Source organism: Streptomyces sp. NBC_01384, from assembly GCF_045040035.1.
Taxonomy (GTDB): domain Bacteria; phylum Actinomycetota; class Actinomycetes; order Streptomycetales; family Streptomycetaceae; genus Streptomyces.
Genome location: NZ_CP109559.1, coordinates 9,339,761 through 9,359,044 on the forward strand (window position 1 = coordinate 9,339,761; position 19,284 = coordinate 9,359,044).

A 19,284-nucleotide genomic window follows, 5' to 3' on the forward strand; every position below is an offset into this window, starting at 1 on the left:
TCCGTGCGGTCGTGAGGAGGATGCCATTGATGACGGCATTCCGTGGTCCGAAGGTTGTGAAGGTGTGGCTGTGGCGATGGCGGCGCAATCCGCTGCGGCGCCGCAGTGATGCCCTGGAGGCCTGGATCGTCCTCGTCGCCTGGACGCTCACCGTGCTCGGCGGGGTGCTCACCGGCCTGCTGGCGACGCAGTCCGTGGAGGACGGCCTCGCCCGGCAGCGGGCCGAGTGGCACTCCGTCCTGGCGTTGCTCGACGACGACGTGCCGAAGTCGACCGCGTCGGCGACCGGTGCCGACATGGTCTGGGCGAAGGTCCACTGGACCGCGGCGGACGGCTCGCCCCGCGCGGGCCAGGCCCGGGTGTCCGTCGGCAGCCCCGCGGGCACCTCGGTGACCGTGTGGACGGACGCCGAAGGCCGCCTCGTCACCAAGCCCGCCACCCCGTCCCAGGCTCAGCTGCGCGCCTCTCTGGTGGGCGTCCTGGCGGGCGTGAGTGTAGGGGGCTTGCCGTTCGTCGGCGGGCGGCTCATACGCGGCCGCATGGAACGGCGACGCATGGCGCAGTGGGACGAGGAGTGGCAGCGGATAGGTCCCCTGTGGGGACGGAAAACCGGCTGAGCGGAGGGGATCGGGGATCGGGGGCGCGGAGGGGAAGGGGGGAAGGGGGGTGTAGAGACGCGGGGGCGTCGGGACGGTCGGCCTCCCCCACCCCTGCGGGGCGGAACGGACCGTGCCCCCACCGCCGCCTGCGAAACCGGCTGTGACCTGCGGTGTCTACCTGGCGTCCAGGGTGGCGCGGCAGGCGTGCAGCAGCCGCTCGTCCTCGACGATGTCATGGCTGCCGTATCCGCCGGAACGTGCCCGATGCCGTTCCGAACGAGTCCGGCGCCCGGGGGTGTGTCGGACGCCGAAGTCGGAGGCGGTACCGGAAAGACCCGAGGCGTACCCCTGGCCCACTGCGCGGAACCGGCGCCTCCCTAGACTGGGGCGGCTCGCGCGAGACGGTCAGGGACGGATGGGAGGGCGGACGGTGGCGTCAGAGGTCGGCGGCTTCGAGGACCCGTCCGCCGAGGTGCTGGCGGAGGCGGCCGCGGCCTTCGGGCTGCTCGCTTCGTCGGCGCGGCTGCACATCGTGTGGGCGCTGGCGCAGGGCGAGAGCGACGTGACCGGGCTCGCCGAGCGGGTCGGCGGGGCGCTGCCGGCGGTGAGCCAGCACCTGACCAAGCTGAAGCTGGCCGGTCTCGTACGGTCCCGTCGCGAAGGGCGGCGGCAGGTCTACTTCGTGGACGACCCGGACGTGGTGACCGTCGTACGGCTCATGGTCGGACAGCTGATGGACCGGGCCGACCGGGCTGATCGGGCCGATCGCGGGGACCGGTCGGCGCAGGGGGCGGTGCGGCGCCTGGGCGGCTTCGGTGCCTGAGGGCGCCGCGGCCACCGACTCCGCCGGGGCTGCCGAGTCCGCCGTGCGCGCGGCCCGGCGGCGGTGGCCGCGCGAGGGAGATCTCCTCGGCGACGGACCCCCGGACCTCGCCGGGCTGACCTTCCTGCAGACGCTGCGGCAGCTGGACAGCGGCCCGCGCGGCCTGACCGAGGCGGAGGCCGGGGAACGACTGGGCCGCTTCGGCGCGAACACGGTCCCGGCCTGGCGTACGGAGTCCTGGCCGCGCCCGTTCGTACGGAGCCTGCGGGACCCCTTCACGGCGGTGCTGCTGTGCCTGGGGCTGGTGTCGGCCGCGGTGGCCGCCTGGGGCACCGCCTGTGTCATCCTCGCGCTCGTCCTGGTCAGTTGTGTCCTGCGCTCGTCCGGTGAGTACCGGGCCGACCGTTCCATGGCCGGGCTGCGCGAACTCGTCGCCGAGACCGCGACCGTGGTGCGGCGGGCGGACGCGGACGGCCCCCCGCTGGCCAGGGACGTTCCGGTCGACGAGTTGGTGCCCGGGGATGTGGTGCGGTGCGGCTGGGTCCGGGCGATCTCGTCCCGGCCGACGTACGGCTGCTGCGGGCGAGCGGGCTGAGTGTGCGGCAGGCGGCGCTGACGGGGGAGTCGGCGGCGGTCGCCAAGGCAGCCCTCGATGCGCCGGATCCCTCGTACGGCTCGTACGAGGGGGTCTTCGAGCAGCGGCAACTCTGCTTCCAGGGCAGCAGCGTGGAGAGGGGCAGCGGGACGGCGGTGGTGCTGGCGACGGGGGCGCGGACGAGGTTCGCTGCGGCGCACGGTGGCGCGTTCCGCGGCCGTGCCGCGAGCACCTTCGACCGGTCCGTGGCGGGCATCTCCTTGGTGCTCATCCGGTTCATGCTGCTCACACCGCCGCTGGTGCTGATGGCGAACGCGACACTGCGCGGGCGGGGTGTGGAGACCCTGCCGTTCGCCGTCGCGGTGGCGGTCGGGCTGACGCCCGAGATGCTGCCGGTCATCGTCACGACGAGCCTGGCGCGGGGCGCGTCGGGGCTGGCCCGCACCCACGGGGTGATCGTGAAGCGGCTGCCCGCGCTGCACGACCTGGGCGCGGTCGATGTGCTGTGCCTGGACAAGACCGGCACCCTCACCCAGGACCGGCCGATCGTCCACCGAGCCCTCGACGCGGACGGCCACGACGACCCCGAGGTGTTGGATCTCGCCGCCGTCAACGCCTGGTGGACCCTCCAACTCGCCGAGCTGCCCGCGCCGGACGCCCTCGACGGGGCCGTCCTGGAAGCGGCTGACGCGGAAGGGACGGCGTACGACGGGGTGGCGGCGCTGCCCTTCGATCCGGTAGGCCGCCTCGCCACCGTCGTCGTACGCCACCCTCGGCGGCTCGGCGTGCACGAGCTCGTGGCCAAGGGGGCCGTCGAAGACGCACTGGAGCGGTGTGCACTGGGGGAGGCCGAACGGGAGCGGCTGCTCGGGCTCGCCGCGCGCGTGGCGGCCGACGGGCTGCGGCTGCTCGCGGTCGCCACCGCCGACCGACCCGCCCGCAGCCGTGACTGCACGCCCGCCGACGAGCGCGGCCGGGCTCGGGTTGAACGGCCGCATCGTTTCCGGACGACGTGAACACCGCATGACCATGAAATGGCGGCCCGCCGCGCCCCCTCCGTGGTGAACGGGCCTGCTGGATCAGCCGGTTGACGAGGTGTTCGCCTGTGTGTCGGGACAAGCGTCCGACGCCGTGCCGCCGTCCGTGCGCGTCACCCGCTGCTGACCGGGGACATGCCCGCTACCGTACGGCGGTTGGGCCCGTCCCCCTGGCGTCCGAAGGCGTCGGCGGCGGCCCAGCGGAGGCAGGGCGGGCGGGGTGAGGAAGCCCTCCGCGCGGGCGGCCGCGATGCCGATACGGGGGAGGTCGCTGCTCTTCTCGAACAGGAGGTAGCGGGGTTCCCACACCGGCCGGTACTTCGCGTTGGCCCGGTAGAGGGACTCGAGCTGCCACCAACGGGAGAGGAAGGTCAGCACGGTGAACCACAGCCGCAGCACGGGTCCGGCGCCCAGCCGGGAGCCGCGTTCGAAGACGGACCGGAACATCGCGAAGTTCAGCGACACCCGCTGCACCCCGATCTCCTCGGCGCGCAGCAGCAGTTCGATGACCATGAACTCCATGAGCCCGTTCTCGGAGTTCCGGTCCCGGCGCATCAGATCGAGCGACAGGCCCTTCTCACCCCACGGTACGAAGCTGAGCACGGCCCGCGGGTCGCTCTTGCTGTCGCGGCACTCCAGCATGACGCAGCGGCCGTCGCCCGGGTCGCCGAGCCGGCCCAGCGCCATCGAGAAGCCGCGCTCGGTCTCGCCGTCCCGCCAGTGGTCCGCCTTGTCGATCAGGGTGGCCATGTCGGCCTCGGGAATGTCCTCGTGGCGGCGGATGCCGACGGTGTACCCGGCCCGGCGGATGCGCTTGTGCGCCTGGCGCACTCCGCGCATCGCACGCCCTTCGAGGGTGAAGTCGGCTCGGTCCACGATGGCTTCGTCGCCGAGTTCGAGGGCGTCGAGGCCGTGCCGGGCGTAGATGGTGCCGGCCTCTTCGCTCGCGCCCATCACGGCCGGCGTCCAGGCGTGCCGGCGCGCCTCGTGCAGCCATGCCTCGATCGCGCCGGGCCAGGCCTCGGGGTCGCCGATCGGGTCGCCGGAGGCCAGGGTCACCCCGCCGACCACCCGGTAGGCGATCGCGGCCTTGCCGCTCGGGGACCACATGACGGCCTTGTCGCGGCGCAGCGCGAAGTAGCCCAGCGAGTCCCGGTCGCCGTGCCGGGCCAGCAGCGCGCGCAGCCGCTCCTCGTCGTCCTCGCCGAGCAGTTCGCTGCCGCGTGGCGCGCGGAAGCAGGCGTACAGGACGAGGAGGAAGGTCGCGGCGATCAGGACGTTGATCAGCACGTCCACCCAGCGGGGCGCGACCACGGTGTCGAGGCGGTCGGCGAGCGGGCCGACGCTGACCCCGCGCAGCAGGGTGTACGCGATCCGGTCGGTCAGGGGCGCGCCTGACACCTTGTTGGTGGCGCTCACCAGCAGCGTCCCGAGGGTGCCGCAGACCAGGACGCCACCCGCGCCGACGGCCAGCGCCAGCCGGGGGTTGGAGCGGTCCCCGACCGCCTGGAACTCCCTGCGCCCCAGCAGCAGCGCGGCGACGAAGAGGCCGGTGAACAGCGCCGAGAACCAGTTGAAGCCGTGCCGTCGGTACTGCTCCTGCGTCAGGGCCAGGACGTACAGCCCGAAGAGCGGTCCCGCCAGCAGCATGTTGAAGATCCACGCGGCCCGTTTGCGGCGCCGCATCACCAGGGCGAGGAAGAGTGCTAGCGCCGCCGAGACCAGCCCGGCGGTGGCCAGGTAGGGGGTGAAGAACTCACCTCCGTTGTGCTCGTGCACCTCTTCGCGGAACGGCAGCGACACGACCGCCACCAGGTTGAGCAGCGCGAGCAGCCGCAGGTACCAGACCGTGGCCGAGGCCGCCCGCGGCCGCAGCCGGGCGCCGAAGCCCGGCCGCCCGGCCGGGTCGGACCGGCGGGACTTCGAGTTCCGCTGTTCCGGGACGAGTACCGGCTGTTGTGCAGACACCGTGGAACATCACCTTGGGGAGAGGGGGGTGGGGGGAGCGGCAGGGACCTGGGCGGCGAACCCTGTGTGTTTGCTGAGAACGACAGGGCGAGGGAACCCTACATGTTGTAGGTACGAGGCGGGTTTTGTCCGTGGTGAGCATTGCCGCCGAGGGGCTTAACGAGCGGCCGTCGGTGGCGTTGCGGGGAAAGACTGCCTGGTCCGCGCGGTATTGCGGGGTAAGGGAATGGTAAGAATCGAAGCGTGGACGGACTGTCCGTAGCGCGCGCCCGGTGGTGCCGCCATGTCGCCACGATGCGCCCCGGCCGGTCGGCGTGGGCGCTGGGCGTGTCGGGGCCTGATTGTTGCATTCCTGCAGGCCGCAGCCGTGGCGCCAGGTTTGTGCGGTGGCTGCGCCGTTGGGGCGGCCGGTCTGCCCGTCCGGTGGCCCTCACGGTTCGGGCGGGTTGCCCGCGTCCGCTCTGTCGGTATTTGCGCGCTCTCTTGACCGCTAGTTAGGTATGCCTACACTAAGTCCCGCCTGTGGCCGTCCGGCCTGGTGTTTGCTGCATCGGAGAGAGGCCCGAGGTGTGGGACGACGCGTTTCCCAGCTTTCTGATCGGTCTGCGTGAGGGGCTGGAAGCGGGGCTGATCGTCTCGGTCCTGGTCGCCACGCTCGTACGCTCCGACCAGCGTGCCCGACTTCCCCATGTGTGGACGGGAGTTGCCGCCGCCGTCGGGCTGTCCATGAGCTTCGGCGCGATCCTGACGTTCACCGCGGCGAGCCTGCCCGGGAAGTCGCAGGAGGCGTTCGGTGGCACGCTCAGTCTGGTCGCGGTCGTGTTCGTCACCGCGATGGTGTTCTGGATGCGCCGCTCGGCCCGTACGTTCTCCGGCGAGATCAAGCAGAAGGTCACCGCGGCGCTGGGCATGGGCGCGGGCGTACTGATCACCACGTCCTTCCTCGCCGTGGGCCGTGAGGGCCTGGAGACCGCTCTGTTCCTGTGGACCACGGCGCAGGCCGCGGGGAGCTCCTCGGGACCGCTGGCCGGCGCCGCGGCCGGGCTGCTGATCGCGGCGGCGCTGTGCTGGGGCCTGTACCGGCGTGTCCTGCACATCAATCTGACGCGGTTCTTCACGATCACCGGTGCCGTGCTCATCGTCATCGCGGCGGGCGTCCTCGGCTACGGGATGCGTGACCTGCAGGAAGCCACCGTGATCCCGGGCGGCACGGCGTACGCATTCGACCTGACGGCGCACCTCGACCCGGCCTCCTGGTACGTCACCGTCGTCCAGGGCACGCTCAACCTCACCCCGCAGATGACCTGGCTCCAGGTCGCCGTCTACGCCGCGTACCTGGCGATCGTGATGACGCTCTTCGTGCGTGGCGTCCGCGGGGTGACCCCGGCGAAGCCGGCTCCGGTGACCAGGCCCGCGACGCATGGCGAACCGGTGCCCGTGGCGTCCGCCGCAGCGGTGGCCGAGACGTCGGCCGGTGCCGTGCCGGAGGCGTCCCCTGCCGGGGAGACGGGGAGGTCCGCAGCGCCCGCTGCCGCGGAGGCCGACAAGCCCGCCGGGCCGACGTCCAGGGCGTCCGCGCTCACCGAGGGCACGAAGCCCGCAGCGCTGGTCGCGACGGACGTCGAGAGGGCAGCCGAGCCCGTTCCCGCGTTGTCGGCCGCCGCCGAGGCGGAGCAGGCCGCATCACCCCTTGCCCTCGGCGCAGAGAAGTCCGTCGAGTCGACTGCCGTCGAGGCCGAGAGGTCCGCCACCCCGGCGTCCGCCGACGGCGAGAAGTCCGCCACGCCTGCCGCTCCCGGCGCAGAGAAGTCCGCCGCCCCCGCTCCCGCCGACAGCGAGAAGCCGAGGGCGTCCGCTCCCGCCGAAGGTGCGGAGCCCCCGGCGGCGACGCCATCCACCCCCCGTCGCTTCCCCCGCTGGACGGTCCCCGCCGCCCTCCTCTGCGTGCCCGCGCTGATCGCGGGGATCGCCATCGCCGCCGGCAGCGGAAAGCCCGCCTCCGGTACGCCCGTCGTCGAGGTGTCGGCGGCCGACTGCGGCAAGGGTTTCACCGCACCCAAGCCGGGCCGGCAGACGTTCCAGGTGCGCAACACCGGCTCCCGCACCTCCGAGATCTATCTCATCGACCCGGTCAGCGACGCCGTCTACGGCGAGGTGGAAGGAATCGCCCCGGGCACCACCCGGGCCCTGATCGCCACCGTCGGCACGGGCTCGTACGCCTGGCGCTGTGTGCCCAACGGCGGGAAGGCCGTCACCTCGGCGGCCGTACGCGTGAGCGCGGGCGGCGGCTCCGTGCGGGCCGTGCTGCCGGTCTCCGAGAAGGACCTCGCCGCCCCGCTGGCCGCCTACCGGACGTACGTCGACCGGGGCCTGGCCGACCTGCTGACCAAGACACGCACCCTGCAGAGCGACATCGACGCGGACAAGCTCGACCAGGCCCGCAAGGACTGGGTACCCGCGCACACGCAGTACGCCTCGCTCGGCGCCGCCTACGGCACCTTCGACGACTTCGACGCGAAGATCAACGGCCGTACGGCCGGACTCACGGGCGGGGTCGACGACCCGGCCTTCACCGGCTTCCACCGCATCGAATACGGCCTGTGGCACGGCCAGTCCGCCGCCACCCTCGCGCCGTACGCCAAGCAGCTCAGCTCCGACGTGGACGCCCTGCGCACGGACTTCCCGAAGCAGGACTTCGACCCGGGCGACCTCCCGCTGCGCACCCACGAGATCCTCGAGAACACCCTGCACCGCGAACTGAGCGGCAACGCCGACTACGGCAGCGGCACCGAGCTCGCTACCACCGAGGCCAACCTCAACGGCACCCGCGAACTGCTCACCCTGCTCCGCCCGCTGATCGACAAGCGCGACGCCACGGTCATCCCGGCCGTCGACACCTGGATGCGGCGCACCGAGCAACTGGTGCTCGCCCAGCGGGCCAAGGACGGCACCTGGACGCCGCTGGACAAGCTGTCCGACATCGACAGGCAGCGCCTCAACGGCACGCTCAGCCAACTGCTGGAAGAGCTCGCCCCGATCCCGGACCTCCTGGAGATCCGCAAGGCCGCGTGAGCAGCCCACCGGCGCCGACCCCGACGCGCCGGCCCACCCGCGCAGAACCACCGCCCCCGCAGTACCGGGACCACGTGCCCGCAGGAGAGGACCTCCCCCGATGACGACCCCGAGCCACGACGACCAGGCCGCGCTGGGCGGCTGCCCCTTCGGCCGCCGTACGTTCACCAAGACCGCTCTCGGCGTCGGCGCGGCCGGGGCCGCCCTCGCGGGCGCCGGGCTCGTCGGGGCCCAGGTGGCCGCGGGCAGCACCCCCGCCGCGGCGGCCGACTCGGGCAGCGGCAAGGTGGTCTTCCACGGCGTCCACCAGGCCGGTGTCACCACCCCCGCGCCCAAGACCGCGGTCTTCGTCTCCTTCGACGTCATCGCCGACGGCCGGGCCGAACTCGCCGCCCTGCTGCGCACGATCACCGAACGCGCCCGTTTCCTGACCACCGGCGGCACCCCCGTCGACCTCGGCGTCGGCGCGCCGCCCTCGGACAGCGGCCTGCTGGGACCGGACCTGCCCGCCGACGACCTCACCGTCACCGTGGGCGTCGGCGCCTCCCTGTTCGACGACCGCTACGGCCTCGCCGACCGCATACCGCGCCGCCTCAAGCCCATGCGCACCTTCCCCAACGACAACCTCGACGCCGCCGAGTGCCACGGCGACCTGTCGTTGCAGCTGTGCGCCGCCAACTCCGACACCGTGCTGCACGCCCTGCGCGACATCACCCGTCACACGCGCGGCGCCATGCAGATCAAATGGCGCATCGACGGCTTCCAGAACCCGTCCCGCCCGACCGGCGCGCAGCGCAACTTCCTCGGCTTCAAGGACGGCATCGCCAACCCCGACACGACCTCCGGCCGCGAGATGGACAAGCTGGTCTGGGTCACCGCGGCCGACGGCGAACCGTCCTGGGCGGTCGGCGGCAGCTACCAGGTCATCCGCGTCATCCGCATGCTGGTCGAGTTCTGGGACCGGGTCTCGCTGACCGAGCAGGAGAAGATGATCGGCCGCCGCCGCGACACCGGCGCCCCGCTGGACGGCGCCCAGGAGACCGACATCCCGCGCTACGCCAAGGACCCCAAGGGCGAGGCGATCCCGCTCGACGCCCACATCCGGCGCGCCAACCCCCGGACGGCGAAGACCGACGCCACCCGGATCCTGCGCCGCGGCTACAACTACGACCGGGGTGTCGACAAGGCCGGCAACCTCGACATGGGCCTGGCCTTCTGCTCCTACCAGCAGGACGTGGTCCGCCAGTTCGAGGCGACCCAGGAGCGGTTGATCGACGAACCGCTCGTCGACTACATCAGCCCCACCGGGGGCGGCTACTTCTTCGCGCTGCCCGGCGTGAAGGACCAGTCGGACTGGCTGGGCCGCTCGCTCATCGAGGGCTGAAGCGGGGCCTGAAGCGAAGGTTGATTCGGGGGATGGAGCGCGGCCACCCCGTCGAGACGACCGAGCAGAAACGGCATCACGCCCCGCTCCAGCAAGGCCAGTTGCCAGGCCTCAAAGGCATGCCTCACCTCTGGATCGCGGTCGTCCGAGGCGGGGCGGTCGCGGGTCGCCAGCGACCAGAGAAGGTCACCGAGCGCCGCCCCCGCCGTCACGGCAGCCAGAATCACCACCACCATGATCAGTCCGTCGTTGAGATGCGGACGTACGTCGAGGGCGTGCAGGTCGAACCCGCTCAGGACGTACACCCCCGCGGCGACGACACCGAGACTCGGCACGAGCAGCGCCGAGACCGAAACGGATCCATCTCCCACCCGCAGGGAGACCTTTGAGGCACCATCACTTCGTCGTCGGCAGGCTCGCAGCCGGAGATAGCGCTCGTACTCGGCCTTGGCGGTCCCGGACAGCGAGCCGCGTGCGTCCAGGGCTTCGGCGCGCAGTTCCGCGCGTCGCGTGTCCACCACGCCGACGTGCTCCATCGCTGCGATGATCTCGGGGGAGTGCAGAGCCCGGTCCAGGAGCCGCTCGAAGGTGCCGTCACTCGGCGCGGCCGGATCGGCGTCACGTTCCTTCATGGGGGTCCCCCGAGACGTAAGAGGCTCACGATGAGGCAAACCCTACAGTATGTAGGGTTTGCCTCACCTCTCGGAGCACCCCCGTGTCACCCTCCGGTCGCCGCCGGGACTTCGGCACGGGACACGTCCCGCGTCGGCACGGCGACATCCTCGACCCGGGCGGCGCCTACCTCGCCCCCGTACGGCACACCCTGCTCGTCGCCGTCGTGCAGCCCGCCGAGCGCGCCCCTTGGGCCGTCCTCACCCCCGTCGCCGTACTCGCCCTTCCGGGCGCGCCGCCGGTGACCGCGGCGGACGGCGTGCGAAGGCCACGGATGCGCTCGCTCATGGTGGCGCCGCCGCCGGCCGGGAGTGCATCGTGCCCGGGCCGCAGGGCGCCCCGGACATCTCCCTGCTCATCTGCCGGCCGACCCGGGCCGCCGTGGCCGTGCCCGTCGTCCACAACGTGCACGGCGGCGGCATGGTGATCGGCGACAACCGCGGTACGCGGCGCGGCCGTGCTCTCCGGCTGCCCCGCCCGGCTCGTCGACGAGGAGCGCGCGGTGCGGGTCCGCGTCGAGGCCGACGGGATGCGCCACGACGACGGCGAACCCCTCGACCCGGCCTGGCCCTCGGCCCCGCTGACGCCCGGCGGCCCTCCGGCCGTCTGGCTGGAGCGCACGGGACCCCCCGACGGAGTTCACGCGATGGTGCTGGAGCGCGCCGCGGCCGCCGCCCGGGTGGTGCTCGACCGGACCCGCGGGCGGCCCCCGGTGGACGGCCGACTACGGCTCCAACTTGCCCTGGTCCTGCGACGGTTGCACAGGAACGCGTCCCTCTGGCGCGCGTTCCCAGGACGGCCTACACGGAGCGGTGGTACTGCTCGGGTACGCGCACCTCCGCCCCCAGCTCGCGGGCCGCGAGGCGCGCGAACGACGGATTGCGCAGCAGTTCGCGCCCCAGCAGCACGGCGTCGGCCTCGTGGTTGGCGAGGATCTTCGCGGCCTGCTCGGCGTCGGTGATGAGCCCGACGGCGGCGACGGGCAGCGCGGTCTCCGCCTTCACCCGTGCGGCGAAGGGGACTTGGTAGCCGGGCCCGACCGGAATGCGTACCCCCGAGGCGTTGCCGCCCGTCGACACGTCCAGCAGATCCACCCCGTGCTCCTTGAGCAGCCCGGCCAGTCGGACGGTGTCGTCGGCGCTCCAGCCCCCCTCGTCCAGCCAGTCGGTGGCGGAGACGCGGAAGAAGAGCGGCTTGTCGTCCGGCCATGCCTCCCGTACGGCGTCGACGACCTCGAGGGCGAAGCGGACGCGGTTGGTGAACGAGCCGCCGTACTGGTCGGTGCGGTGGTTGGAGTGCGGGGAGAGGAACTCGTTGACGAGGTAGCCGTGGGCGCCGTGGATCTCGACGATCTCGAAGCCGGCGTCCAGGGCGCGCCGCGCCGCGTCCGCGAACTGGCCGACGATCTCCCGGATCTCGGACGCGGTCAGCTCGGCCGGCACCGGGTGCTTCTCGTCGAAGGCCAGCGCGCTCGGGGCGAGCGGCCGCCACCCGTACGTGTCCTCGCCGACCGGCGCGCCGCCCTTCCAGGGGCGCTCGGTCGAGGCCTTGCGGCCGCTGTGCGCGAGCTGGATCGCGGGAACGGTGCCCTGGCCCGTCAGGAAGCGGGTGATACGGCGGAACGCCTCGACCTGGGTGTCGTTCCAGATACCCAGGTCGTACGGGCTGATCCGGCCCTCGGGGGAGACGGCGGTGGCCTCGACGACGATCAGCCCGGTGCCGCCGGTGGCGCGGGCGGCGTAGTGGGCGAAGTGCCAGTCGTTCGGGGCGCCCGTCGAAGGTCCCTCCGGCGCGGCCGAGTACTGGCACATCGGGGGCATCCACACCCGGTTCGGGATGGTCAGGTCGCGCAGGGTGAAGGGCTCGAAGAGCGCACTCACGGCGGTCTCCATTCGTCGCGGGGCCGGGGTACGTCTCGTACGGTAAGCGTCGTAGTACGGGAACTGTCAAACTACGAGAGATCTCGTACAATTCTCCTACAATGAGGTTCCCGGACGAAGTGGAGCCACCGTGACGACCGCAGCCCCCGCCGGCGGTAGCCGTGACCTGCCGCACCCCGTGCGTGAGGAGATCCGGCTGGAGTCGGTGCTGCATGCGCTCTCCGACCCCATGCGGCTGCGGATCGTGCGAGAGCTCGCCGCCGTCGGCGACGAGCTCTCCTGTTCGCACTTCGACCTGCCGGTCACCAAGTCCACCACCACGCACCACTTCCGGGTGCTCCGCGAGAGCGGGGTGATCCGGCAGGTCTACCGGGGCACGGCCAAGATGAACGCCCTGCGCAAGGACGATCTAGACCGCCTCTTCCCTGGGCTTCTCGACGGCGTCCTCACGGCCGCCACCCGCCAGGCCGTCCGCCTCGGCTGAACGCGCCGTGCCGGGCAGGTGGTTGAAGAGCAGGTTCAACACGATCGCCGTCAGGCATCCCGCGCTGATCCCGCTGTTCATCACCGTCTGGAACCAGTCCGGGAACTTCTCGTAGACCGTCGGCACCCCGACCGGCAGCATGCCCACGGCGACCGAGACGGCCACGACCGTCAGATTGTCGTTGCCCTTGAAGTCCACCTCGGCCAGCGTGCGCAGCCCGCTCGCGGCGACCGTCCCGAACATCACCAGGCCCGCGCCGCCCAGCACCGGCGCCGGCACCGCGGCGACCACCGCGCCCAGCTTGGGCAGCAGACCGAGCAGGACGAGGATGCCGCCCGCGGTCGCGACCACCCAGCGGCTGCGCACCCGGGTCATGCCGACCAGTCCCACGTTCTGCGCGAACGCCGTGTAGGGGAAGGTGTTGAACACGCCGCCGAGGACGGTCGAGAGGCCGTCGGCGCGCAGACCGTCGGCCAGCGTGCGCGGCTCGACCTTCCGGCCGGTCATCTCGCCCACCGCGATGAGGTCACCCGTCGTCTCGGTCATCGTCACCAGCGCCACGACCAGCATCGAGACGATCGCGGAGGCATGGAACGACGGCGCGCCGAAGTGGAACGGCGTGCTGATCCCGACCCAGTCGGCGTCCCCGACCCCGCCGAAGTCCGTGAACCCGAACGGCACCGCGACCGCGAGGCCCACCGCGATACCGATCAGCACCGCGATCCGGCTCAGGAAGGCCGGCGCGAACCGCTGCACGCCCAGCACCACGGCCAGCACGAAGCCCGCGAGCGCCAGGTTCTTCGGCTCGCCGAAGTCCTTCGCACCCACACCGCCGGCCGCCCAGTTGCCCGCCACCGGCAGCAGCGAGACCCCGATGATCAGGATGACGGTGCCCGTGACCAGCGGCGGGAAGAAGCGCAGCAGCCTCCCGAAGACCGGTGCCAGCAAGACGATCGCGAGTCCCGCGACGATCACCGAGCCGTAGATCGCGGGCAGTCCGCCGCCGGTCGTCCCGATGAGCACCATCGGCGAGACCGCCGCGAAGGTGCAGCCCTGCATGATCGGCAGGCGTACACCGAAACGCCAGAAACCCACGCACTGGATGAGCGTCGCGATCCCGCAGACCAGCAGGTCCGCGGTGATCAGATACGCCAGATCGGCGGGCGACAGCTTCATCGCCCCGCCCACGATCAGCGGAACGGCCACCGCCCCCGCGTACATCGCGAGCACGTGCTGCAGCCCGAAGGCGGCCAGTTGGCGTACGGGTGGGACCTCGTCGACGGGATGCACGGGTGCGGTGGTTGCCATGGGCACTCCAGGAGCGGCGGAGGAGCGGGGACGGCCGGACGGCGCGGGGAACGTCCGAACAGCACGAGACCGTAAAGGGCTTGAACAGTTTGTTGATTTCCGGCCCGTTGCCGCTATGTGTCATGCCCACGGAAGCCGACGCGATTCTGCTACGAACCTCTGCTACGAAGGCGAAGCCCCGCTCCGTCGCGAAACCGAAACCGACGCCGCTACTGAGCAGCCGCCCGCCCGCGCCGCCGCCAGCAGTGATGTCCAGTCGGGCAGCTTGACCACACCCCGCCCGAGCGAGGCCCCGAGCTCCGCCTCCGCCCGCTCGATCGCCTCCCACCCGGCCCACTCCACCGGCGCCACCCCGGCCGCCCGCAGTGCCGCGAGCGGGTCGGCGGGCACCTCCCGTCGTACGAGCTCGGGGGCGTCCTCGAGCAGCGAGGCCACCGTCTCCTTGGCGCACGGCCGGTTGGTGCCGATGACACCCGTCGGGCCGCGCTTGATCCAGCCCGCCACATACTCGCCCGGCGCGACCACGCCCTCCCGCAGCACCCGGCCCGCGAGATGCGGCACCGTGCCGTGCTCCGCGTCGAACGGCAGCCCTTCGAGGGGGACTCCGCGATAGCCGACCGAGCGCAGCACCAACTGCGCCTCGATGTCCTCGTACCGCCCGGTGCCCGTCACTCCGCCGCGACCGTCCGGCACCGTTCGCTCGAAACGCACCGCGCCCACGGCCGCGCCTTCGCTGCCGCTGCCACAGGCATCGTCATCGGCGAGCAACTCGACGGGGCGCAGGAAGAAGCGCAGCCGGATCCGGCGGGCCCGGTCCTGCGGCGGTGCGGCGGCCCACCCCCGCAGCACCTCCACATTGCGGCGCTGCGCGGCGGGCAGGGCCGACGGGTCGACGTACTCCGGATCGAGCGTCAACTCCTCGGGGTCCACCACGACTTCGGTGTCCGGTAGTGAGCCCAGCTCGCGCAGTTCCTTGGTGGTGAAGCGGGCCTGCGACGGACCGCGCCGCCCGACCATGCTGATCTCCGTCACCTTGCTCGCGGCCAGCGCGGTGAGCGCCGTCTGCGGCATGTCGGTGGGGCTGAGCTCGGCGGCCCCGCGGGCCAGCATCCGGGTGACGTCGACGGCGACGTTCCCGACGCCGATGACCACGGCCGAGCGCGCGCCGAGCACGAAACCGTCGGTGACGGAGTCGGGGTGCGCGCTGTACCAGGACACGAACTCGGTCGCCGACCAGCTGCCGGACAGCTCCTCGCCCGGCACTCCGAGGTGGCGGTCGGTGGCGGCGCCCACGCAGTAGACGACCGCGTGATAGAGCTCCCGCAGCCGCGCCGTCGGCAGCCCGTCGGGTCCGACCTGGACACCGCCCAGGAACCGGACCCGCTCGTCCTCCAGGACCGCGCGCAGATTGTTCTGCAGCGACTTGATCTTCTCGTGGTCGGGCGCCACCCCGTAGCGCACCAGGCCGTACGGGCACGGCAGCCGGTCCAGGACGTCCACCCGGAGCTCGGGCAGCCCGCTCTGGACGAGGCTCTGGGCGGTGTAGACCCCGCTGGGCCCTGAGCCGACGACGGCGACATGCAGCACGGCGGAACTCCCAATCCGAAACCTGAACAGCTCGAGGAGATCGCTGATGGCTCCAGCATTGCACCACCGAAGCTCCGCTGACAGGGTGCCGCGCGCGGCACATGTGTGCGTGTCCGTCCGTATCGGATGTGATGATGCGGTTACGTTCCGTATGTGCTAGAAGCATCCTTTCTTCATCTGTCCGATCGCTGTCGTGCGGACGGTGCGGTGTCCGTGTGGCCCGCGTGGGAAGTGCGGGAGCACGACCGCGTCACGAGGTGGTTCTCCGTCCGGCTCGCCTTCGGCGACGGCGCCCACGTCGACGCACTCGCCGTGCTGACCGGCGACGGCGTCTCCATCGAGGACGTACGCGCCAGGCCGCCGCTGTCCCTGGACGATCTGGCGGCGCTCGCCGACTGGATCGAGGGGCCGCTGTTCGCGGTGTGCGGCACCCCGGCGGAACGGGTGCCGAGCCGTGCCCGGCCCGCGTGGCCCGGCGGCACCGAGGGGCGGCGGCTCGTCGCCGAGGAGTACCGCTCGGCCCAGGAGGAGGGGGTGGATCCGGTGCTCGCGGTGATGTGTGCGACCGGCCACAGCCGGCGCAGAGCGCTGCGGCTGATCGCCGGGGCACGCGACGAGGGATTTCTGACTCCTCGTCACGCCCGCCGCTGAACAGGTCACTTCCCCGTCAAGGGCAAGGACTTCATGGTCCAGGCCTGGTACCGGGGCGGCGTCTCCGTCCGGGACTTCACGGACTCCGCGAACCCCAAGGGCATCGCGTACTTCGAGCGCGGCCCGCTGGCCGACAACGCGCTCCGGGGCGGCGGCTCAGCCGGACTACTTCGACTGATCGTCCGACCGTTGCTCGTCCGACGGTTGCTCGTCCGACCGTCGGTCGGTCGCGAAGAACCGTGACAGATCCGTTCCGTACGTCCCGCCGGGCGCCTCGGTGTCCGGTGGGACGCCCATCTCCCAGTCGAGGTGGTAGCGCTCGAACAACTCGGCCCGCAGCGTCGGGATCGGCATCGGCACGCCCGGCACCAGGGCCGCGTACACCGAGCCCATGAGCAGTGCCCGCAGCATCGGGTAGTCGGTGGCGGCGTCCGCCGAGCAGTGCCGGGCGACGGTCTCCCGCAGCAACTGCGCCAGGCGCTGCTGCTCCGGACACTGCACGAACCCCTCGCCCAGCAGGATGCCCGCCATGTGCTGACGCATCAGCACGGGCCGGTCCCGGGCCAGGCCCAGAATCGCGTCGATGGCCCGCGCCATCCGCTCCCGGCCGTCCTCGGTACGCGGCTCGCGCTCCAGCCCCTCCTCCAGAGTGCGGTGCATCAGCCGGTGTACGGCGGACTGCAGGAGCTGGCGTTTGCCCGGGAAGTAGTACGACACCAGTCCGCGCGCCGATCCCGCGCGATCCGCGATGTCCCCGAGCGTCGTCGCCTCGTAGCCGCGCTCGTTCACCAGCTCCACCGCGGCCTGTAGCAGCCGCTCCCGGGAACGCCGCCGCAACTCTTCATTGACCGACGGGCTGCGCGGGGACATGCTGTAACTCCTGCGTTGACTGGCTGCCAGCCAACTATACTCAACGCGTCGGGGCCGGACCCTCCACGGGTCAGCGCCGGCCTGCCGTCTGCCTCGGGTGGCGCGGGGGAACATCCGAGGCAGACGCACAGGTCCCGGGCAACAGGTCCCGGGCAACAGATCTCGGGCAACAGATCTCGGGCAACTGATCCCAAGTAAGTCGCACAGCCGCCGTGGCCTCCCTAGAGTGGGCTGGAGTGTCGAGGAGGCGGGTGCCATGAACCAGGAGCAGATCCTGGCCAGAATCACGGCCATGGTGGACGACGAGCGACGACTGCGCGACGCCCTGGCGTCCGGACAGATCGACAGCACCACGGAACACGAGCGGCTCGGACAGCTGGAGCGCGAACTCGACCAGTGCTGGGACCTGCTGCGCCAGCGGCGCGCGAAGTCCGAGTTCGGGGAGAATCCGGAAGAGGCGCGCGTACGGCCGTCTTCGCAGGTCGAGGGCTACCGAAGCTGACGCGGTCCTGGAGGTCGACGCGGTCCTGACAGGGCCGACGGGGGGCTGCGGGGGGTGGGGCGCGGATCAGCCGATCAGGTCCAGCACCGGCCGCAGCCCGTCCGGGCGGTGTGTCACCGGCAGATGGTCCACGAAGTGCACGGCACACCCCAGCGCCGCCGCACCCCCGTCCGCCCGGCGGTCGTCCCCCACCATCAGGGTGTCCTCGGGGGCGATGCCCAGTGCGTCACAGGCGGTCGCGAACAGCCGGGTGTCCGGCTTCTGGATGCCGTGCTCGTACGACAGGACGTACGTGCCCACGAACGGGTCGAGACCGTGCCCGCGGAAGACGGGCCGAAGGTCCCAGCCGATGTTGCTGACCACCCCGACCGCGACCCCGCGCTCGCGCAACGAGCCGAGCACCTCGGCCGCGTCGGGGTAGGGCTGCCAGGCGTCCGGGACCATATGACGGTCGTACAGCGCGTCGTGCAGTCGGGGGTCGGGCAGTGGTACCTGGCGGGAGACGCCGGTGTACGCGGCCCGGTGCGCCTCGGCACTCTGGTCGCGGACCGCCCACAGTTCGGCGAGGTCCGCCGGCAGCGGCTGCGACGGAAAGGCGCCGCCCGCCAGCGCGCCCGCGGATTCCAGCGCCTGCGCCGCACTGATCAACTCGTTTTCGGGGAGGCCGAGTTCGGCTTCCGCCAGCACCGCGCGCAGCCATGACTCGGTGGACTCGATACGGAAGAGGGTCCCGGAGAAGTCGAAGAGCACGCCTTTGATCGTCATGAGGGAGATCCTTCGGGGCGCGGCCCGGTCGGTCAAGCACGTCCCGAGCCCAGGGGCGCCGGGCGGTTGTTGTGCCGGCTAGCCGAGCGCCCGCAGGCCCGGTATGAACGTCACCAGCAACGGGATCACCGGCACCAGCGTGGCCGCCGCCGTCAGCCGCAGCCGCCGCGACGGCGTCAGTCGGTCCGGGGGAGTCAGGAGCCGGTGCACCCGCTCCGGGACTTGGGCCTGCGGGGTCGGGCAGGGGCCGAACACGCCCCGGTCCTCGTTCAGTTCCACCAGGGCGAGGGCGATCGTGATGCGGCCGAAGCGGCGGGAGGCCATGTCGTCGGCGGCGAGTTCGACCAGGCGGTGCATCTCGTCGCGGAACGCGGCGAACACGGGCACCTGCGGAAAGCCGACGGCCAGCGCGGCCGAGCAGTGCAGCAGCCAGTCGTGCCGGGCCCGCGCGTGCCCCTGCTCATGGGCGAGCACCGCATCCAGTTGGCGCCCCTTGAGACGGCGCAACGCGGCCGTGGTGATGACCAGTCGGGGCGCCGCGCCGGGCAGCCACCAGGCATCCGGACGCTCGCCCTCCAGCACCACCAGCCGTTCGCTGCCCGGCTCCTCACCGGGCAACAGCGGGGCCCGCACGAGGAGTTCGGCACGGCTCTGCCGACGGCGGGACCGGGCTCCCAGCACCTCGCGGACCAGCATCGCCGCGGTCCAGGCGCCGCCGCACGCGAGCGCCACGGCCGTTGTCGCGGCCCACGGGCTTCCCTTGCTCAGCGCGTAGGCGTCCACGACGGAGTGCGGGGCGGGGCCGAACACGTGGCCGCGCACCGCCACCCACGCGGCGGCCGCGCTGAGCGTCATCGACAGCACACAGCACAGCAGAACGGCGGCCACCACGCACTGCCACACCCACAGGGCGACCACCGGTTCGCGGTCCTTCCAGTCCGCCCGGGCGAGCAGGCGTGGAGCGACCACGGCGGCCAGGGCGCCGAGCAGCAACAGTGCCGCGGGGACCATCATGGGGTGAAGCCTATGAGCGGAGCGTCGCCGGGGGATACGGGCTGCGACGGCAAAGTGACGTACGCCACGGTTT

At 72.0% G+C, this 19,284-nt stretch carries 16 protein-coding genes and 2 pseudogenes; 9 read left to right on the plus strand and 9 right to left on the minus strand.

All coding sequences use genetic code 11. The annotated features are described in order from the left end of the window. The first annotated feature begins 29 nt into the window (after positions 1-29). The gene (locus tag OG747_RS42835) at positions 30-617 is read left to right on the plus strand and encodes a hypothetical protein (RefSeq protein ID WP_405884733.1); all 588 of its coding nucleotides are present in this window, start codon (positions 30-32) and stop codon (positions 615-617) included. Positions 618-773: 156 nt separating this feature from the next. Here OG747_RS42835 and OG747_RS42840 read toward each other — a convergent pair. Continuing rightward, positions 774-977 (minus strand): annotated as a pseudogene (locus OG747_RS42840) (hypothetical protein); the annotation flags it as partial. 37 nt (positions 978-1,014) lie between these two features. Here OG747_RS42840 and OG747_RS42845 point away from each other — a divergent pair. Continuing rightward, positions 1,015-1,422 (plus strand): ArsR/SmtB family transcription factor, encoded by a 408-nt coding sequence (locus tag OG747_RS42845; RefSeq protein WP_405884734.1) that lies wholly within the window; start codon positions 1,015-1,017, stop codon positions 1,420-1,422. 43 nt (positions 1,423-1,465) lie between these two features. Further along, positions 1,466-2,991: pseudogene (locus OG747_RS42850) on the plus strand (HAD-IC family P-type ATPase); the annotation flags it as partial. 105 nt (positions 2,992-3,096) lie between these two features. On the opposite strand, the gene OG747_RS42855 reads toward OG747_RS42850, so the two are convergent. Continuing rightward, on the minus strand, positions 3,097-5,022 hold the full coding sequence (locus OG747_RS42855; RefSeq protein WP_405884735.1) for a phosphatidylglycerol lysyltransferase domain-containing protein: 1,926 nt from the start codon (positions 5,020-5,022) through the stop codon (positions 3,097-3,099). Between the two features lie 567 nt (positions 5,023-5,589). Here OG747_RS42855 and efeU point away from each other — a divergent pair. Both efeU and efeB read left to right on the plus strand, forming a co-directional pair. Beyond that, the gene (gene efeU / locus OG747_RS42860) at positions 5,590-8,094 is read left to right on the plus strand and encodes an iron uptake transporter permease EfeU (RefSeq protein WP_405884736.1); all 2,505 of its coding nucleotides are present in this window, start codon (positions 5,590-5,592) and stop codon (positions 8,092-8,094) included. Between the two features lie 100 nt (positions 8,095-8,194). Continuing rightward, entirely contained in the window at positions 8,195-9,478 is a 1,284-nt protein-coding gene (efeB, locus tag OG747_RS42865; protein WP_405884737.1) for an iron uptake transporter deferrochelatase/peroxidase subunit, read from the plus strand. Here efeB and OG747_RS42870 read toward each other — a convergent pair. Then, on the minus strand, positions 9,409-10,110 hold the full coding sequence (locus tag OG747_RS42870) for a hypothetical protein (protein WP_405884738.1): 702 nt from the start codon (positions 10,108-10,110) through the stop codon (positions 9,409-9,411). The genes efeB and OG747_RS42870 overlap by 70 nt on opposite strands. Before the next feature lie 83 nt (positions 10,111-10,193). Between OG747_RS42870 and OG747_RS42875 the strand changes: the two genes are divergently transcribed. Then, complete coding sequence (locus OG747_RS42875; protein ID WP_405884739.1) at positions 10,194-10,577, plus strand: hypothetical protein; 384 nt, start codon at positions 10,194-10,196, stop codon at positions 10,575-10,577. Positions 10,578-10,950: 373 nt separating this feature from the next. Here the strand turns inward: OG747_RS42875 and OG747_RS42880 are convergent, their stop codons facing one another. Next, entirely contained in the window at positions 10,951-12,030 is a 1,080-nt protein-coding gene (locus tag OG747_RS42880; protein WP_405884740.1) for an NADH:flavin oxidoreductase/NADH oxidase, read from the minus strand. 130 nt (positions 12,031-12,160) lie between these two features. Here OG747_RS42880 and OG747_RS42885 point away from each other — a divergent pair, with 130 nt between their 5' ends. Further along, the gene (locus OG747_RS42885) at positions 12,161-12,514 is read left to right on the plus strand and encodes an ArsR/SmtB family transcription factor (RefSeq protein WP_405884741.1); all 354 of its coding nucleotides are present in this window, start codon (positions 12,161-12,163) and stop codon (positions 12,512-12,514) included. Here the strand turns inward: OG747_RS42885 and OG747_RS42890 are convergent. Together OG747_RS42890 and OG747_RS42895 are read right to left on the minus strand one after the other, a co-directional pair. Further along, positions 12,440-13,822, minus strand: coding sequence for a nucleobase:cation symporter-2 family protein (locus OG747_RS42890; protein WP_405884742.1), 1,383 nt, complete (start codon positions 13,820-13,822; stop codon positions 12,440-12,442). The two genes, OG747_RS42885 and OG747_RS42890, sit on opposite strands and share 75 nt — an antisense overlap. 162 nt (positions 13,823-13,984) lie before the next feature. Then, complete coding sequence (locus tag OG747_RS42895; protein WP_405884743.1) at positions 13,985-15,409, minus strand: FAD-dependent oxidoreductase; 1,425 nt, start codon at positions 15,407-15,409, stop codon at positions 13,985-13,987. A gap of 207 nt (positions 15,410-15,616) precedes the next feature. Between OG747_RS42895 and OG747_RS42900 the strand changes: the two genes are divergently transcribed. Further along, on the plus strand, positions 15,617-16,060 hold the full coding sequence (locus tag OG747_RS42900; protein WP_405884744.1) for a DUF6214 family protein: 444 nt from the start codon (positions 15,617-15,619) through the stop codon (positions 16,058-16,060). Between the two features lie 165 nt (positions 16,061-16,225). Here OG747_RS42900 and OG747_RS42905 read toward each other — a convergent pair whose 3' ends face one another. After that, positions 16,226-16,930, minus strand: coding sequence for a TetR/AcrR family transcriptional regulator (locus OG747_RS42905; RefSeq protein WP_405884745.1), 705 nt, complete (start codon positions 16,928-16,930; stop codon positions 16,226-16,228). 256 nt (positions 16,931-17,186) lie between these two features. On the opposite strand from OG747_RS42905, the gene OG747_RS42910 reads away from it, so the two are divergent. Next, positions 17,187-17,432, plus strand: coding sequence for a DUF2630 family protein (locus OG747_RS42910; RefSeq protein WP_405884746.1), 246 nt, complete (start codon positions 17,187-17,189; stop codon positions 17,430-17,432). Positions 17,433-17,498: 66 nt separating this feature from the next. On the opposite strand, the gene OG747_RS42915 is transcribed toward OG747_RS42910, so the two are convergent. Together OG747_RS42915 and OG747_RS42920 are read right to left on the minus strand one after the other, a co-directional pair. Beyond that, complete coding sequence (locus OG747_RS42915; protein WP_405884747.1) at positions 17,499-18,197, minus strand: HAD family hydrolase; 699 nt, start codon at positions 18,195-18,197, stop codon at positions 17,499-17,501. Positions 18,198-18,275: 78 nt separating this feature from the next. Then, on the minus strand, positions 18,276-19,211 hold the full coding sequence (locus OG747_RS42920; RefSeq protein WP_405884748.1) for a M56 family metallopeptidase: 936 nt from the start codon (positions 19,209-19,211) through the stop codon (positions 18,276-18,278). Positions 19,212-19,284 lie beyond the last annotated feature (73 nt).

Bases quoted from the DNA above. Each gene is read 5' to 3' on its own strand.
- OG747_RS42835 (WP_405884733.1), top strand. From the start codon at position 30: ATGACGGCATTCCGTGGTCCGAAGGTTGTGAAGGTGTGGCTGTGGCGA.
- OG747_RS42845 (WP_405884734.1), top strand. From the start codon at position 1,015: ATGGGAGGGCGGACGGTGGCGTCAGAGGTCGGCGGCTTCGAGGACCCG.
- efeB (WP_405884737.1), top strand. From the start codon at position 8,195: ATGACGACCCCGAGCCACGACGACCAGGCCGCGCTGGGCGGCTGCCCC.
- OG747_RS42870 (WP_405884738.1), bottom strand. From the start codon at position 10,110: ATGAAGGAACGTGACGCCGATCCGGCCGCGCCGAGTGACGGCACCTTC.
- OG747_RS42890 (WP_405884742.1), bottom strand. From the start codon at position 13,822: ATGGCAACCACCGCACCCGTGCATCCCGTCGACGAGGTCCCACCCGTA.
- OG747_RS42905 (WP_405884745.1), bottom strand. From the start codon at position 16,930: ATGTCCCCGCGCAGCCCGTCGGTCAATGAAGAGTTGCGGCGGCGTTCC.
- OG747_RS42910 (WP_405884746.1), top strand. From the start codon at position 17,187: ATGAACCAGGAGCAGATCCTGGCCAGAATCACGGCCATGGTGGACGAC.
- OG747_RS42915 (WP_405884747.1), bottom strand. From the start codon at position 18,197: ATGACGATCAAAGGCGTGCTCTTCGACTTCTCCGGGACCCTCTTCCGT.
- OG747_RS42920 (WP_405884748.1), bottom strand. From the start codon at position 19,211: ATGATGGTCCCCGCGGCACTGTTGCTGCTCGGCGCCCTGGCCGCCGTG.